The 13,801-nt window shown below is 65.9% G+C and carries 14 protein-coding genes; 10 read left to right on the top strand and 4 right to left on the bottom strand.

What is annotated here, in order from left to right; translation table 11 throughout:
• Together JOZ76_RS25765 and JOZ76_RS25760 are read right to left on the bottom strand one after the other, a co-directional pair.
• Positions 1 to 618 (bottom strand): zinc-binding alcohol dehydrogenase family protein (locus JOZ76_RS25765; RefSeq protein WP_291703437.1); only part of this gene is annotated, 618 nt, incomplete at its 3' end.
• Between the two features lie 75 nt (positions 619 to 693).
• Entirely contained in the window at positions 694 to 2,283 is a 1,590-nt protein-coding gene (locus tag JOZ76_RS25760) for an OprO/OprP family phosphate-selective porin (protein ID WP_291703435.1), read from the bottom strand.
• Between the two features lie 283 nt (positions 2,284 to 2,566).
• Between JOZ76_RS25760 and JOZ76_RS25755 the strand changes: the two genes are divergently transcribed.
• The 5 genes from JOZ76_RS25755 (at position 2,567) to JOZ76_RS25735 (ending at position 7,719) form a co-directional block, all read left to right on the top strand.
• On the top strand, positions 2,567 to 3,964 hold the full coding sequence (locus tag JOZ76_RS25755) for a DegQ family serine endoprotease (protein WP_291703433.1): 1,398 nt from the start codon (positions 2,567 to 2,569) through the stop codon (positions 3,962 to 3,964).
• Entirely contained in the window at positions 3,961 to 5,298 is a 1,338-nt protein-coding gene (locus JOZ76_RS25750) for a replication-associated recombination protein A (protein ID WP_291703432.1), read from the top strand. The genes JOZ76_RS25755 and JOZ76_RS25750 overlap by 4 nt, the downstream gene beginning before the upstream one ends.
• A gap of 48 nt (positions 5,299 to 5,346) precedes the next feature.
• Complete coding sequence (locus JOZ76_RS25745) at positions 5,347 to 6,603, top strand: RluA family pseudouridine synthase (RefSeq protein ID WP_291703430.1); 1,257 nt, start codon at positions 5,347 to 5,349, stop codon at positions 6,601 to 6,603.
• A gap of 46 nt (positions 6,604 to 6,649) precedes the next feature.
• Positions 6,650 to 7,303, top strand: coding sequence for a 5,6-dimethylbenzimidazole synthase (gene bluB / locus JOZ76_RS25740; protein ID WP_291703428.1), 654 nt, complete (start codon positions 6,650 to 6,652; stop codon positions 7,301 to 7,303).
• Positions 7,304 to 7,401: 98 nt separating this feature from the next.
• Complete coding sequence (locus JOZ76_RS25735; RefSeq protein ID WP_291703427.1) at positions 7,402 to 7,719, top strand: hypothetical protein; 318 nt, start codon at positions 7,402 to 7,404, stop codon at positions 7,717 to 7,719.
• A gap of 28 nt (positions 7,720 to 7,747) precedes the next feature.
• Here JOZ76_RS25735 and JOZ76_RS25730 read toward each other — a convergent pair whose 3' ends face one another.
• Positions 7,748 to 8,191 (bottom strand): hypothetical protein, encoded by a 444-nt coding sequence (locus tag JOZ76_RS25730; RefSeq protein WP_291703426.1) that lies wholly within the window; start codon positions 8,189 to 8,191, stop codon positions 7,748 to 7,750.
• Positions 8,192 to 8,462: 271 nt separating this feature from the next.
• Here JOZ76_RS25730 and JOZ76_RS25725 point away from each other — a divergent pair, with 271 nt between their 5' ends.
• The 4 genes from JOZ76_RS25725 (at position 8,463) to JOZ76_RS25710 (ending at position 12,146) form a co-directional block, all read left to right on the top strand.
• The gene (locus tag JOZ76_RS25725) at positions 8,463 to 9,263 is read left to right on the top strand and encodes an ATP12 family chaperone protein (RefSeq protein ID WP_291703425.1); all 801 of its coding nucleotides are present in this window, start codon (positions 8,463 to 8,465) and stop codon (positions 9,261 to 9,263) included.
• Positions 9,264 to 9,354: 91 nt separating this feature from the next.
• The gene (gene fliK, locus JOZ76_RS25720) at positions 9,355 to 10,992 is read left to right on the top strand and encodes a flagellar hook-length control protein FliK (RefSeq protein WP_291703424.1); all 1,638 of its coding nucleotides are present in this window, start codon (positions 9,355 to 9,357) and stop codon (positions 10,990 to 10,992) included.
• Positions 10,989 to 11,255 carry an EscU/YscU/HrcU family type III secretion system export apparatus switch protein gene (locus JOZ76_RS25715; protein ID WP_291703423.1) on the top strand — a complete coding sequence of 89 codons (267 nt, stop codon included), beginning with the start codon at positions 10,989 to 10,991 and terminating at the stop codon, positions 11,253 to 11,255. Before fliK ends, JOZ76_RS25715 begins: the two co-directional genes overlap by 4 nt.
• A 39-nt stretch (positions 11,256 to 11,294) precedes the next feature.
• Positions 11,295 to 12,146: a penicillin-binding transpeptidase domain-containing protein gene (locus JOZ76_RS25710; protein WP_441300093.1), complete on the top strand. Its 852-nt coding sequence runs from the start codon at positions 11,295 to 11,297 to the stop codon at positions 12,144 to 12,146.
• Positions 12,147 to 12,222: 76 nt separating this feature from the next.
• On the opposite strand, the gene JOZ76_RS25705 is transcribed toward JOZ76_RS25710, so the two are convergent.
• Positions 12,223 to 12,624, bottom strand: a complete 402-nt coding sequence (locus tag JOZ76_RS25705; protein WP_291703419.1) for a DUF4260 domain-containing protein — start codon at positions 12,622 to 12,624, stop codon at positions 12,223 to 12,225.
• 134 nt (positions 12,625 to 12,758) lie between these two features.
• On the opposite strand from JOZ76_RS25705, the gene JOZ76_RS25700 reads away from it, so the two are divergent.
• On the top strand, positions 12,759 to 13,801 hold a 1,043-nt coding region (locus tag JOZ76_RS25700), incomplete at its 3' end, for an acyl-CoA carboxylase subunit beta (protein WP_291703417.1).

Below are 13,801 nucleotides of genomic sequence, written 5' to 3'. Positions count from 1 at the left end.
CATCGGCTGGCCATGATCGATCACCGCATGCGCCCCGAGTTGGCGGCACCAGCTCTGCGACTCCGGGCGCGTTGCGGTCGCAACCACCGTCAGCCCGGTGAGGCGGCGCGCGAGCTGGATCAGGATCGAGCCGACGCCGCCCGCGCCGCCGGTGATCAGCAGCGTCCGCGCGTCGAGGCTTTTGCCGGGCACCGCGCCGAGCCGATCGAACAACAGCTCCCACGCCGTGATCGTGGTTAGGGGCAGGGCGGCGGCTTGCGCGAACGACACGCTCTTCGGCTTGCGTCCGACAATGCGCTCGTCGACCAGGTGGAACTCGGAATTGGTGCCCTGGCGCAGGATCGATCCGGCATAAAACACCTCGTCGCCCGGCTTGAAGAGGGTAACCTCCGGACCGACCGCGTCGACGATGCCGGCGGCGTCAAAGCCCAGAATCTTGGTTTCGCCAGCCGGCGGGGCGGCACGCTTGCGAACCTTGTAGTCGACCGGATTGGCGGAGATCGCCTTCACCGCGACGCGGATGTCGTGGCCCGATGGCTCGCTCGTCGCAGCCTCGAAATCGATCAGCGCCTCCGCCGCCTCGATTGGCAGCGATTGTGTATAGCCGACGGCTTTCATGCTCAGTCCTCCCGCTTGTGTTTGGACATCGGGAGCGGCCGTGGCCGCTCCGATCGCATTTAGCCCGCCTGCGGGTCAGAACGCCACCTGGGTGCGCATCGCAAACGCGTCGAACTTGGAGCCGGCATCGCCAAAGTTGGTCGCGCTGACCTGCTTGGAGATGTCGCCATGCAGATAGTCGAACATCAGTCGCACGTTGCTGTTGGCGTACCAGTTCAGCCCGACCGTGACGACATTCTGCCGCCCGCCGGCGATGCCGGTGGTGGTGCCGATCAGGTTGTTGAGATCCATTGTCGAGTAGCGCGCGGCGATTTCCCAGGCGCCCCATCCGCTACCGTCGAGGGAGAACGGACGAGCTGGCTTAATACCGCCGTAGGAGGCACTGGCGGCATTGTAGGGGCGGGTCTCGCCGGTCAGCGCATACCCGACCTGGCCATAGCCGCCCTGGAATTTCAGGTCGGGAGCCCCGACCGGGGGCAGGCCGGTGTTCGCGCCGCGCTGGACGTTGAACCAGAAATACTCGCCTTGCACGTAGAGCGGGCCGTAGGTTCCGGCCGCCTCAACGCTATAGACCTGGGCCGAGGACACATTTGCAATCGCTCCCGTCGAGATCAGAGAGGTCGGGTCGATGCGCAGTTCCGGACGGTCGTTCAGGGTCAGCGTCTGCGCCCCGTTGATCCCGTTGACGATCGTGTGCGAGGGCTGGATCAGATCCTCGAAATCGCCACCGAGGTGGAACGAGTAGTCCTTGCCGCTCACGATCTGGCCGGCGGCACGCGCCACCACCCCATACTGTTCATTCATAGCGACCGGGGCCGTGCTGGAGGCGGAGTGAATTTGGCCGGTGGTGTCCCCGGTGACATAAGCGCCGGCCCAGAACACGTCATTCCACCAGCGCGTGCCGATGGTAGAGCGGAAGTCACCGGCGGCGATGTTTTGGGCGATGATGCCCGACGAGGCGCGCTCCATGAACAGGATGTCATTGGAGCTCGTGGCCTCGTCCAGCGTATAGGGGATGTCCATGATGCCGCCCTCGATGGCGAGCTTGCCGCCGAACGGCTTGATGCCGGTGTAGCTCAGATAGGCGTTTTCGATGCCGGACACGCCGCCGCCGGGCAGAGAGCCCGGCGCCGCGCCGCCAAAGCCGTCCGAGGAGCCACCGAAATCGTAAATCAGCGCGTAATTCCAGTCGCTGAAGAACTTGCCGATGATGCCGATCCGGGCGCGGCGAACGTTCTCGCCGCTGTCGAGCCGCTGCGGCGAGGTTGCCGCCGTGTTGGGCCGATAATCGTAACCGCCGACGTCCCAATGCACGCGGCTCGTGATCGCAACGCAGTTCGCATTGTCCGCGGTGCAGATCGTCGGCCGGTTGTTGGGCATCGAAACGATGACGCCCGAGGCCGGCGCGGCCGCCTTGACCGGGATGGCCGCGTTGGCGTTCGCAACAGTGTCGGCCTTCTCATTGGCCCTGGCGGCTGCCTGGGCGTTTACCGTGCTCTGCTTCTGCAGTTTTTCGATCTTCTGCTCCATCAGGCGGAGCTGCTGCTTCAGCGCAGCGATCTCCGCGTCATTGCTGCCGGCGGCCTGAGCGTAGGCGTGTGGCGTGGCCATCGTTCCGATCAAGCCCACCGCGGCTGCGGTGGTCATCAGGCTTTTTCTAGTCATGAGTTTACCCCTTCAAGCAAATCAGTGTCCCCTTCGGGGCTTATTTTAGGAACTGCTCATGACATTCGCCAAACATGCAAGGCGACGGAGTGGTAAGAATTTCTGTTTGTGGCGCGCCGGCAACAATGAATGATGGTCATCATATCGCGCGCATGGCTCCCATGCCCGCGCGCGCAGAGCGCCGGGCTGGTTGCCGCCGTGGCAACCGAATCGTAGCCAAAGTGTTCTTTGATTATCGGGTGGAAACGCCTATATTTGCTGCGTTTTTCCCTGTGAGGTCGGAATGCTTCGTTTCATCCGCGCCGCCGCGAGCGCCGCACTGGTCGTCCTTTTCTTCAATCCGGCGCTTGCCCAGGAACGGCGCGTGCCGTCTTCGCCGGCGGAGTTGCGGCTATCCTATGCGCCGATCGTGCAGCGCGTGCAGCCCGCAGTCGTCAATGTCTATGCCGCGAAGATCGTGCAAAACAACAATCCGTTACTCAATGACCCGATCTTCCGCCAGTTCTTCGGTTCGCAGGGCCAACAGGGCGAGCAGATGCAGCGCTCGCTGGGGTCGGGCGTCATCGTCGACGCTTCAGGACTGGTGGTGACCAATGTCCACGTCATCGAAGGCGCCGACCAGGTCAAGGTGTCGCTCGCCGACAAGCGCGAGTTCGAGGCCGAGATCATTCTGAAGGACAGCCACTCCGATCTCGCCGTGTTGCGGCTGAAGGATTCCAACGAGCGCTTTCCGACGCTCGACTTCGCCAATTCCGACGAGCTGATGGTCGGCGACGTCGTGCTCGCGATCGGCAACCCTTTTGGCGTCGGCCAGACCGTCACCCACGGCATCATCTCGGCGCTCGCGCGCACCCAGGTCGGCGTCACCGACTACCAGTTCTTCATCCAGACCGATGCGCCGATCAATCCCGGCAATTCGGGCGGCGCGCTGATCGACATGAGCGGGCGGCTGGTCGGCATCAACACCGCGATCTATTCGCGCTCCGGCGGATCGCAGGGCATCGGCTTTGCGATCCCGGCGAACATGGTGCGCGTGGTGGTGGCGTCCGCCAAGAGCGGCGGCAAGGCGGTGAGGCGCCCCTGGCTCGGTGCGCGGTTGCAGGCGGTGACACCGGAGATCGCCGAGACGCTCGGCCTGCGCTCGCCGACCGGCGCGCTGGTTGCAAGCGTCGTTCCTGGTGGTCCGGCGGCGCGCGCGGGCCTGAAGGCCTCCGACCTGATCTCTTCGATCGACGGGCAGGGCGTCGATGACCCCAATGCCTTCGACTATCGTTTCGCCACCCGTCCGCTCGGCGGCAGCGCACAGGTCGACGTGATCCGCGCCGGCAGGCAGGTGAAGCTGGCGGTGCCGCTCGAGACCGCGCCGGATACCGGACGTAATGAAATCGTACTCAAATCGCGCTCGCCGTTCCAGGGCGCAACGGTTGCCAACATTTCGCCGGCGGTCGCCGAAGAGTTGCATCTCGATTCCGACTTCGAAGGCGTCGTCGTGACCGCGATCCCGGACGATTCCACCGCGGCCAATGTCGGCTTCCAGAAGGGCGACATCATCGTGGCCGTAAACAACCAGAAGGTCGGCAAGACAGCCGACCTCGAGAAAGTGACCGGCCAGGCGGCGCGCTACTGGCGCATCACGCTGGTGCGCGGCGGCCAGCAGATCAACGTCACGCTGGGCGGATGAGCGCGAAGAAACCACGCGAGAGTGGTGCAACCCTGTTCGCAGCCGCAGGGCTGGAGCAGGACGCGCCGCATCCGCTGCCGGATCGCTTACGTCCGCGCAAGCTCGCCGACGTCGTCGGTCAGGATCACATCCTCGGCCCCGACGGCGCGCTGACCCGTATGCTGGAGACGCGTACCCTGGGCTCGCTGGTGTTCTGGGGGCCGCCGGGCACCGGCAAGACCACGGTGGCGCGGCTGCTGGCGGATGCCACCGAGCTGCATTTCGAGCAGATCTCGGCGGTGTTTTCCGGTGTCGCTGACCTGAAGAAGGCGTTCGATGCGGCGCGCGCGCGCCGCGAGATGGGCAAGGGCACGCTGCTGTTCGTCGACGAGGTGCACCGCTTCAACCGCGCCCAGCAGGATTCGTTTCTGCCCGTGATGGAAGACGGGACGGTGGTGCTGGTCGGCGCCACCACCGAAAATCCGTCCTTCGAGCTCAACGCCGCGCTACTGTCGCGGGCGCGCGTGCTGGTGTTTCATTCGCTCGATCACGCCGCGATCGAAAAGCTGTTTGCCAATGCGGAGAGGATCGAAGGCAAGAGGTTGCCGCTCGACGAGGAGGCGCGCGCGGTGCTGGTGCGCATGGCCGATGGCGATGGGCGGGCCGCGCTGACACTTGCCGAAGAGGTCTGGCGGTCGGCGCGCGACGGCGAGATCTTTGATGCCGCGCAGCTGCAGGACATTTTGCAGCGACGCGCCCCGATCTACGACAAATCGGCCGACGGCCACTACAACCTGATCTCGGCGCTGCATAAGTCGGTGCGCGGCTCCGATCCGGATGCCGCGCTGTATTATCTTGCGCGCATGCTGGATGCCGGCGAGGACCCGCTATTCCTGGCCCGCCGCGTCGTGCGCATGGCCGTCGAAGACATCGGGCTCGCCGATCCGCAGGCCCTGGTCATGGCCAACGCAGCCAAGGATGCCTACGACTTTCTCGGCTCGCCGGAAGGCGAACTCGCGATCGCGCAGGCGGTGATCTATGTCGCGACCGCGCCGAAATCGAACGCCGCCTACACCGCGTTCGGCGCGGCCAAGCGGGTCGCGAAGGAGGCAGGCTCCTTGTTGCCGCCAAAGCACATCCTCAATTCGCCGACCCGGCTGATGAAGGACGAGGGCTACGGCGCGGGCTACGAATACGACCACGACACGCCCGACGCCTTTTCCGGCCAGGACTATTTTCCGGAAGCGCTCGGCCGGCAAAGCTTTTACGATCCGCCCGAACGCGGCTTTGAGCGCGAGATCAGGAAGCGGCTGGACTACTGGGCCAAGCTCAGGCGGGAGAAGACGGGCAAGTAGCGGTCGATTCGCCGTGACGATTCGCGTCTTTTAGGCTAGGCAACGGCGATGAGCCGCCGCATCAAGAGAACGCAGCCAAGATCGGATCGCCGGGATGACCGTCCCGTGCGCGGGCGCGATAAGCATCCGGAGCGGCCGCGCGAGCGCGTGCCGTCGGAACGGCCGAAAGGCCATCGACCCGGCGGAAAGCCGGCGCGGTTCTCCGAGCGCCGGCCGGAGCAGCGTCAGGACGAGCGTTCGGAGCAACGCCCTGGCAAACGCGGCTCCATCGCGGCGGAGCCTGCAAAGTCGAGCCCTGAAGCGCTGGCGTTGCCGACCAAGGTCCAGACCGTGGTCGTCACTTCGGACGAAGACAACATGCGCGTCGACCGCTTTCTCGAGGCGCGCTTTCCCGGGCTGTCGTTCTCCCACATCCAGCGCATCGTCCGCAAAGGCGAGCTGCGCGTGGACGGCAAGCGCGCCGACAGCAAGGACCGCCTGCAGGCCGGGCAGAGCATCCGCATTCCGCCGCTGCGGCTCGACGCTCCGAAGACGCCCGGCACGCTGTCGGAGGCAGCGCAGAAGACGCTCGAAATGCTGAAGGCGATGATTCTGTTCGAGGACGACGACGTGCTGGTGTTGAACAAGCCGGCCGGGCTCGCAGTGCAGGGCGGCTCCGGCACCACGCGTCACATCGACCAGATGCTGGAGGTGATGCGCGACGCCAAGGGGCAAAAACCGCGCCTCGTGCACCGGATCGACAAGGAGACGGCGGGCTGCCTCTTGGTCGCAAAAACCCGTTTCGCCGCCACCCACCTGACCGGCGCCTTCCGCCACCGATCTGCCCGAAAGATCTACTGGGCGCTGGTCGCCGGCGTGCCGAAGCCGAAGCAGGGCCGCATCTCCACCTACCTCGCAAAGGAGGAGGGCGAGGACGATACCATCATGCGCATCGCCGCACATGGCGATGAAGGCGCCAGTCACGCCGTGACCTATTACGCCGTGGTCGAGACATCGGCGCAAAAACTTGCCTGGGTCTCGCTGAAACCGGTGACCGGGCGCACCCATCAATTGCGCGCGCATATGGCGCATATCGACCACCCGATCATCGGCGACCCCAAATATTTTTCCAGGGAAAACTGGGAGTTGCCGGGAGGCCTTCAGAACCGGCTGCACCTTCTGGCGCGCCGCATCGTGATCCCGCATCCGCGCGGCGGGCTGATCGACGCCACCGCCCCCCTGCCGCCGCACATGCTGCAGTCCTGGAACCTATTGGGGCTCGAAGCCGACCGCTACGATCCGATCGAGAACGCGCCCGAGGAATAGGCGGGGCATTCCTTGTGGAGTCGTGCGGTCGCAGCTATAGGCGGCCATGTCCCGGGATCTGCCGTCTCCACCCGAGTTTGATGCCGCCTTTCGCGCCCGCCTGCACGAGTTGTTCTGCTGGCGGCGCGACGTCCGGCGCTTCCGGCAGGATGCGCTCCCAGAGGGCATGCTTGAGCGCCTGATCGAGATCGCCTGCACGGCGCCGTCGGTAGGCCTGAGCCAGCCCTGGCGTTTCGTCGTTGTCGAAGACAGGGCGCGCCGACAGACCGTGCTGGCCAATTTCGAGGCCGCGAATGCCGAGGCGCTCGGCGCCTATGGCGGCGAGCGGGCGCAGCACTATGCGACGCTGAAGCTGGCCGGACTGCGCGAGGCGCCCTGTCATCTGGCGGTCTTCGCCGACCGCGGCACGCCCTTAGGTCATGCGCTCGGCCGCCGGACCATGCCGGAGACCGCGGAGTATTCCGCCGTTGCCGCGATCTTTTCATTGTGGCTTGCGGCCCGCGCCGAGGGGCTTGGCGTCGGCTGGGTCTCGATCCTCGATCCAGCGGCCATTGCGGCGGCGCTCGATGTACCCGCCCACTGGCGCTTCATCGGCTATTTCTGCATCGGCTACCCAGAGACCGAGGATGATTGCCCGGAACTCGAGCGCGCCGGCTGGGAACAGCGGCGTCCCGCCGCGGAGAGCATTTTGCGGCGCTGAGCTTCTCTCGCGGGCGTTGCAACGCGTGGGCGGCGGGTGGGTTCACGCTTGCGGGACGGCTCTTGTTAAGCTGTCAAGCGGCGACGAGATGTTCTCGCATGAAGCGATGGATGATGCCGCTGGTCGTGCCGATTCTGCTGCTGGCTGCCGTTGAGGTGGCCGGCGCCCAGCAATTCTATCCGCCGGCGCCGGGTGCCTCGCGGTTTGCTCCTCCGATACCGAAGCCGCCCGAGTTGAAGATCACGATCCCTGTCGTACCCAAAATGGATGAGCTGCCGAACCGGAACTATGTTCCCAGATCGCCACGGCCGTCGTTTGGCGAGCGCGTCAGCCGCTGCCTTGACGCCGGCGCTGCGGCCGGGCTTGGACCAAACGCGCGTGCCGAATTTTCGCGCGGTTGCGCCCTCCGCGACTAGTCCAGGGGACACCTGACTTCCTCAAAGCTTAGTTCTTGAACTGGTCGAGGAACATCCGCAGCGAGTCGTAGGGGCTCTCGACATCGGTGATCAGCCAGCCCTCGGGTCCCTTGATCAGAATGTAGTTCAACCGGACCGAGCGCCCCATATTGTCGAAGGCGACCGAAACATAGGTCTTGTCATACTGCTTGCGCAGGATCGAGATCGAGACCGGGCCGACCCGCCAGGTCGGGCTCTGCACCAGAAAATCGTAGGGTTCGGTCTTGGCCGATGTCCAGGCGGTGCGCAGGCTTGGATCGAAGAACTGCCGCGCGGTATCGGCATTACGCGGCAGCCCATCTGACAGCTCTGGCGAGCCGTTGCCGTAATAGGCGTAGACATTCCGGATCAGCGATTCCGGCGATCGAAATCCAGCATCGGCCGGCCCGGGCGCGCACGACAGCGCCAGAACGGCTCCGACAAAACCGCGCATGGCAGGCATCGCTTTCACATGCAGACCTGCTGGTTTTCCATCACATCCGCCCGGACCCGGGCCACTCGGCCTCATGACGCACCTGGCCGGTGAAGCACCGGCGCCCGGCCCGAACGCATCCCTTTCACGGCAGAATTCCGCTCACGACATTTTATTCCAGCTCGGCCTTATACCGGGCCCCGCGTTATCCGGCTCGCCATGGGGTCGCTTTACCCCGGACAGGGCTTATCATAAGGGCAGGCAGTTTTCGCCGGGAGAGAGAAAGCATCGCATGCGTGAATTGTTCGAGGAGGTGATCGGCCACTCGCCGCTCGATCCGCAGGAGTCGGCACGGCGGTCGGCCCGCGCGCCGCAGCGCAGGCGGTTCTACAAGGAAGCCGGCATCGCCGCCGCGGCCGACGGCGGCTTTTCCATCACGCTGGACGGCAGGCCGATCCGCACCCCCTCGGGCCGCACGGTGACCGTGCCGAACGACGAAATCGCGCAGGCGATTGCCCGGGAATGGCAGGCGCAGGGCGAGACGATCGACCCGCTAACGATGCCGCTGACGCGCTTTGCCAACAGCGTGGTCGAGGCGGTGGTCGGCCGCGCCGACCTCGTGGCCGATGACATGGCCAAATACCTGCAGTCCGACCTGCTGTGCTATCGGGCCGCCCACCCGCAGGCCCTGGTCCAGCGCGAGGCGGAGCATTGGGATCCCGTCCTGTTCTGGGCGGCCGATGCGCTCGGTGCGCATTTCATCCTGAGCCAGGGCGTGGTGCATGCCCGGCAGCCTGAGACGGCCGTGGCCGCGGCGCGGGCGGCCTTGCCCTCCGATCCCTGGTCGGTCGCGGCCCTGCATGTGGTGACGACGCTGACCGGCTCGGCGCTGCTGGCGCTGGCGCTGGCGCATGGCATCCTCGATGCCGACCAGGTCTGGGCCGCAGCCCATGTCGATGAGGACTGGAACGCTGAACAATGGGGGACGGACGAGGAGGCGGTACGGGTCCGCGAGGCGCGCCTGGTCGATTTCCGCGCCGCCGTGCAGATCCTGAAGGCCGTCGCGGGGAAAGGTGCTGGGCCGAAGAGCTGAGGCTGTTTCTGCGGCGGCTTAGCGCCATCATGCGGTGCGGATCGCCCTCCGGTTAACGAGAGGTTTACGCCGCGCGCGTAGCGTTCGGGGCATGGCCCTGACCGTCAACCCGAGCCTTCCGGTAGCCGCCGTTTCCGCTGTATCCCAGGGCGGGAGCGCGACCGACCTCGTCCTGCAACCGGGGACGGTGGTCACCGCGCAGGTGCAAAACCTGCTCGCCGACAATTTGGTGCGGATCGCGATCGCCAACCTCTCGCTGGACGTGCTCACGGAGGTGCCGCTGCAGGCCGGTCAGACCTTGCAGCTCGCAGTGTCGCAGAGCGCGGGCAATATCCGCCTTGCGGTGATCGGGCAGGGCGGAGCGACCACTGCCGACGCGGTCTCGCTTTCGCCGAATGCACCGCTCGCCGGTCCCGCTGGCAGCGCGGCGCCGGGCAACGATCCGCTGACGCCGCTTGAGCGGATCGCGGTCTCGGTTGCGACTGAGGCCGCGGCGACGCGGCAGGAGAGCCTGGCGCCGCTGTTTGCCGATCTCGGCGCGGCCGCGACATCGACCAATCTGCCGCCGGCTTTGCAAAATGCCGTGCGCGACGTGCTGGCGCAGCAGACCCCGCTCGCGGAGAATCTGAGCAGCGATGACATCCAGGTCGCGTTCCAGGGGTCTGGGCTGTTTCTGGAGGCGTCGCTCGCCGCGCGATCGGGCCAGACGGGAGCCGTTCCCGACCTGAAGGCTGCGCTGGTCGTGCTGCGCCAGACGCTGACGTCGGCGCTGTCAGTTGCGGAGCCGGCCATCGCCACCGAAAGCGCGGCGGCCTTACCGACCGCAGCGCAAGCCGCAACGTCCGCACAAGCGCCGGTTGCGGGGCCGCCGCGGCCCGGATCGGCCGCTCCGGTCTCGACGGCGTCGCTAGCGCCTGTGGGCGGACTGCAACCGGAGCCTGGCGCGGCACTCGGCGAGGCCGCCGCGGTTGCGGCCAATCCCGGCCGCATCGTCCTCACCGCAGCGCTCGCCGATGCGCCACGCGGGACAGCGCAGGGCGCTGTGCTGACGCTGTTGCAGGAGGCGCTGCAGCAGGTTCCGCGTGCGGGCAATCTGGCCACTGCGAAGGTCGCGCCGCAAAACGCCGTCGCGACTGAGGTCGCGGTCCGCACTCCCACGCCCCCACCGCCGTTCCGCGGCGGCCTGCCATCGCCGCAACCGGTCGCACAGGCCTCGATCACACCGAACACCCCGCTGCCGGCGCTCGCCCACCGCCTGCTCGAAAGCACCGATGCCGCAATTGCGCGACAAACCCTGCTGCAGGTCGCCTCGTTGCCCGAGCGCGTCGACACGGCGGGGCAGCGCACCGACCAGGCGGCGTCGCACTGGAATTTCGAGATCCCCTTCGCGACGCCGCAGGGCACGGCGATGGCGCAGTTCGAGATTTCGCGTGACGGCGGCGGCAGCGAGGCCGAGGCGTCGGGCCGGGTGTGGCGGGCGCGCTTCTCATTGAATGTCGAGCCGGCTGGCCCAGTTCATGCGCTGATCTCGCTGTCGGGCGAACGCACTTCAGTGCGGATGTGGGCGGAGCGGCCCGCGACTGCGGCGCAGCTCAAGGCAGGCAGCGGCGAGCTCAGTCAGGCGCTGAGCAGAGCAGAGCTCGTCCCCGGCGACATCATCATCCGCGAGGGCGCGCCGCCGCAGGTGGCGCCGGCCAAAGCCGGCCATTTTCTGGATCGCGCGCTATGAACACCGAGATCAAAAAGCCGCTCGCGGTGGCGCTGCACTATGACCGGTCAGGCGCGCCGCGCGTGGTGGCCAAGGGCAAGGGCGCGATCGGAAAGAAGATCATCGAGGTGGCGCGCGCCCACGACATCCCGATCGAGGAGAACGAGGTCTTGGCCGGCGCGCTCTCCAATGTCGAGCTCGGCGATGAGATCCCGGCGGAGCTCTACAAGGCCGTCGCCGAAGTGCTGGTGTTTGTGCTCAGGCTGTCGAAGGAGCTTCGCTGAACTTTTCGATTGTGATTGCTCCGGCGCGGTGCCAAACGCATGCCGGAACAGTGCTATCGTCATCAGCCGCGGACAGAACCCGTGATCCATCGCCGCCACGCGCTCGGCCTGATCGCCGCGAGTCTCCTGCCGTCGCGGAGTTCTGCCGATGTCGTCTATCCGAAGAGCGAGATTCGCGAAGAGCTCGCCAAACATTTTGCCGATGCCGGGACCGAGGGAACCTTCGTCGGCTACAAGGTCGATGATTACCTCGTGATCGCGAGTGACGCGGTTCGCTCCGGCGAAGGACAATTGCCGGCGTCGACCTTCAAGATTCCCAATTCGCTGATTGCGCTCGAGACCGGCGTGGTCGAGGACCCCGACAAGGACGTCTTCAAATGGAACGGCGTGAAGCACGCCAACGAGGCCTGGAACCGGGACCACACGCTGCGCTCGGCGATCGCGGTGTCCGCCTTTCCGGTCTATCAGGAGATCGCGCGGCGGATCGGCGAGGGGCGCATGCAGCGCTACGTCGATCTCTTCGAATACGGCAATCGCGACATCGGCGGCGGCATCGATCAGTTCTGGGTCAGCGGCGATTTGCGCATCGATCCGGTGCAGCAGGTGGATTTTCTCGATCGCCTGCGGCGCGGCAGCCTGCCGATCTCAAAGCGCAGCCAGGATTTGGTGCGCGACATCCTGCCCGTCACCAGGGTGGGCGACGCCATCATCCGCGCCAAGTCGGGCCTGACCGCGCCCGATCATGGTTCGCTCGGCTGGATGGTGGGCTGGGTGGAGAAGGGGGCCGCCTCAACCGTGTTCGCGCTCAACATGGACTGCCGCGAGCCGCGCCACGTCGACGCCCGCATGACGCTGGCGCAGGCCTGCCTCGCCGACATCGGCGCGATGTAGTTCTTCACCTCTCCCGGCTTGCGGCGGCTTGCGGGGAGGGGCGGGGCATTCGCCGCCGGCAGAGTCTCCTGTCAGCTCACGCCTTGCCGATGCGCCCGAGATGGGTGTGATTGAATGCGTCGGGATATTTCAATCCGTAACCGGCCGCGCGGTCCATGCCGATATGGGCGAGCCAGATGATCGCGATCGAGGCCGCGAGCGGCTGGTCCAACGCGAAGCCGGCGATCAGGAGCACGATCGGCACGGCCGTAATATGCACCGCGTTGTAGACGATCGCGCCGATCCGCGCGCCCGCCAGATACGCCGCAAAGCTCAGATCCGGCGCGAGCAGCAGCACGGCGAACAGCCACCACGGGCCGCCGCGATAGGAATAGAGCAGCACCATGGCCGCAAGCAGCACCAATCCCTCGAGCCGGAGCAGGGCGCGTGCCCCGCCTGTGACAGCCCCGTCCGCACCGACCATGCCTGCGTCTGCCATCACCTGCTCCTCCATTTGATCAAAGCCTTCGCCCATGTAGTACCGCAGAGCCCCGCCAGGAGGCCCTTTCCGGGCCACAAAAGCCCGTGTAGAACCCGAACAAAATGGTCAGGAACAAGGACGGGCCGGCTGCCATGAAGCACATCCTCGATTCCCTGGAAGAGCGCCGCGCCAGCGCAAGGCTCGGCGGCGGCGAGCGGCGGATCGAGGCGCAGCACGCCCGCGGCAAGCTGACCGCGCGGGAGCGCATGGAGCTGCTGCTGGACAAGGGCAGCTTTGAGGAATTCGACATGTTCGTCGAACACCGCTCGACCGAGTTCGGCATGGAGAAGAGCAAGGTGCCCGGCGACGGCGTCGTCACCGGCTGGGGCACCGTCAACGGTCGCAAGACCTTTGTGTTCGCCAAGGACTTTACCGTGTTCGGCGGCTCGCTGTCCGAGACCCACGCGCTGAAAATCACGAAACTTCAGGACATGGCGATGAAGGCGCGGGCGCCGATCATCGGGCTCTATGATGCCGGCGGCGCGCGCATCCAGGAGGGCGTGGCGGCGCTCGCCGGCTATTCCTACGTGTTCCGCCGCAACGTCATTGCTTCGGGCGTGATCCCGCAGATCTCCGTCATCATGGGCCCCTGCGCCGGTGGCGACGTCTATTCGCCGGCCATGACCGACTTTATCTTCATGGTGAAGAATACGAGCTACATGTTCGTCACCGGTCCCGACGTGGTGAAGACCGTGACTAACGAGGTGGTGACCGCCGAAGAGCTCGGCGGCGCCTCCGTGCATGCGACGCGCTCCTCGATCGCCGACGGCGCCTTCGAGAACGATGTCGAGGCGCTGCTGCAGATGCGGCGGCTGATCGATTTCCTGCCGGCCAACAACACCGACGGCGTGCCGGAATGGCCGAGTTTTGATTCGATCGAGCGGCTCGATATGTCGCTCGATACGCTGATCCCCGACAATCCGAACAAGCCCTACGACATGAAGGAATTGATCCTGAAGGTCGTGGACGAGGGCGACTTCTTCGAGATTTCGGAGGCCTTTGCGAAAAACATCGTCACCGGTTTTGGCCGCATTGCCGGCCGCACGGTCGGCTTCGTCGCCAACCAGCCGATGGTGCTGGCGGGCGTGCTCGATAGTGACGCCTCGCGCAAGGCGGCGCGGTTCGTGCGCTTCTG

Source organism: Bradyrhizobium sp., from assembly GCF_019244115.1.
GTDB lineage: Bacteria > Pseudomonadota > Alphaproteobacteria > Rhizobiales > Xanthobacteraceae > Bradyrhizobium.
Note: the sequence above shows the minus strand (reverse complement) of the source record. Positions and strands in the feature narration are given on the sequence as shown.

Excerpts from the sequence above, each read along its gene's own strand:
- JOZ76_RS25760 (WP_291703435.1), bottom strand. The coding sequence starts at position 2,283 with ATGACTAGAAAAAGCCTGATGACCACCGCAGCCGCGGTGGGCTTGATC.
- JOZ76_RS25755 (WP_291703433.1), top strand. The coding sequence starts at position 2,567 with ATGCTTCGTTTCATCCGCGCCGCCGCGAGCGCCGCACTGGTCGTCCTT.
- JOZ76_RS25750 (WP_291703432.1), top strand. The coding sequence starts at position 3,961 with ATGAGCGCGAAGAAACCACGCGAGAGTGGTGCAACCCTGTTCGCAGCC.
- JOZ76_RS25745 (WP_291703430.1), top strand. The coding sequence starts at position 5,347 with ATGAGCCGCCGCATCAAGAGAACGCAGCCAAGATCGGATCGCCGGGAT.
- bluB (WP_291703428.1), top strand. The coding sequence starts at position 6,650 with ATGTCCCGGGATCTGCCGTCTCCACCCGAGTTTGATGCCGCCTTTCGC.
- JOZ76_RS25735 (WP_291703427.1), top strand. The coding sequence starts at position 7,402 with ATGAAGCGATGGATGATGCCGCTGGTCGTGCCGATTCTGCTGCTGGCT.
- JOZ76_RS25730 (WP_291703426.1), bottom strand. The coding sequence starts at position 8,191 with ATGCGCGGTTTTGTCGGAGCCGTTCTGGCGCTGTCGTGCGCGCCCGGG.
- JOZ76_RS25725 (WP_291703425.1), top strand. The coding sequence starts at position 8,463 with ATGCGTGAATTGTTCGAGGAGGTGATCGGCCACTCGCCGCTCGATCCG.
- fliK (WP_291703424.1), top strand. The coding sequence starts at position 9,355 with ATGGCCCTGACCGTCAACCCGAGCCTTCCGGTAGCCGCCGTTTCCGCT.
- JOZ76_RS25715 (WP_291703423.1), top strand. The coding sequence starts at position 10,989 with ATGAACACCGAGATCAAAAAGCCGCTCGCGGTGGCGCTGCACTATGAC.
- JOZ76_RS25710 (WP_441300093.1), top strand. The coding sequence starts at position 11,295 with ATGCCGGAACAGTGCTATCGTCATCAGCCGCGGACAGAACCCGTGATC.
- JOZ76_RS25705 (WP_291703419.1), bottom strand. The coding sequence starts at position 12,624 with ATGGCAGACGCAGGCATGGTCGGTGCGGACGGGGCTGTCACAGGCGGG.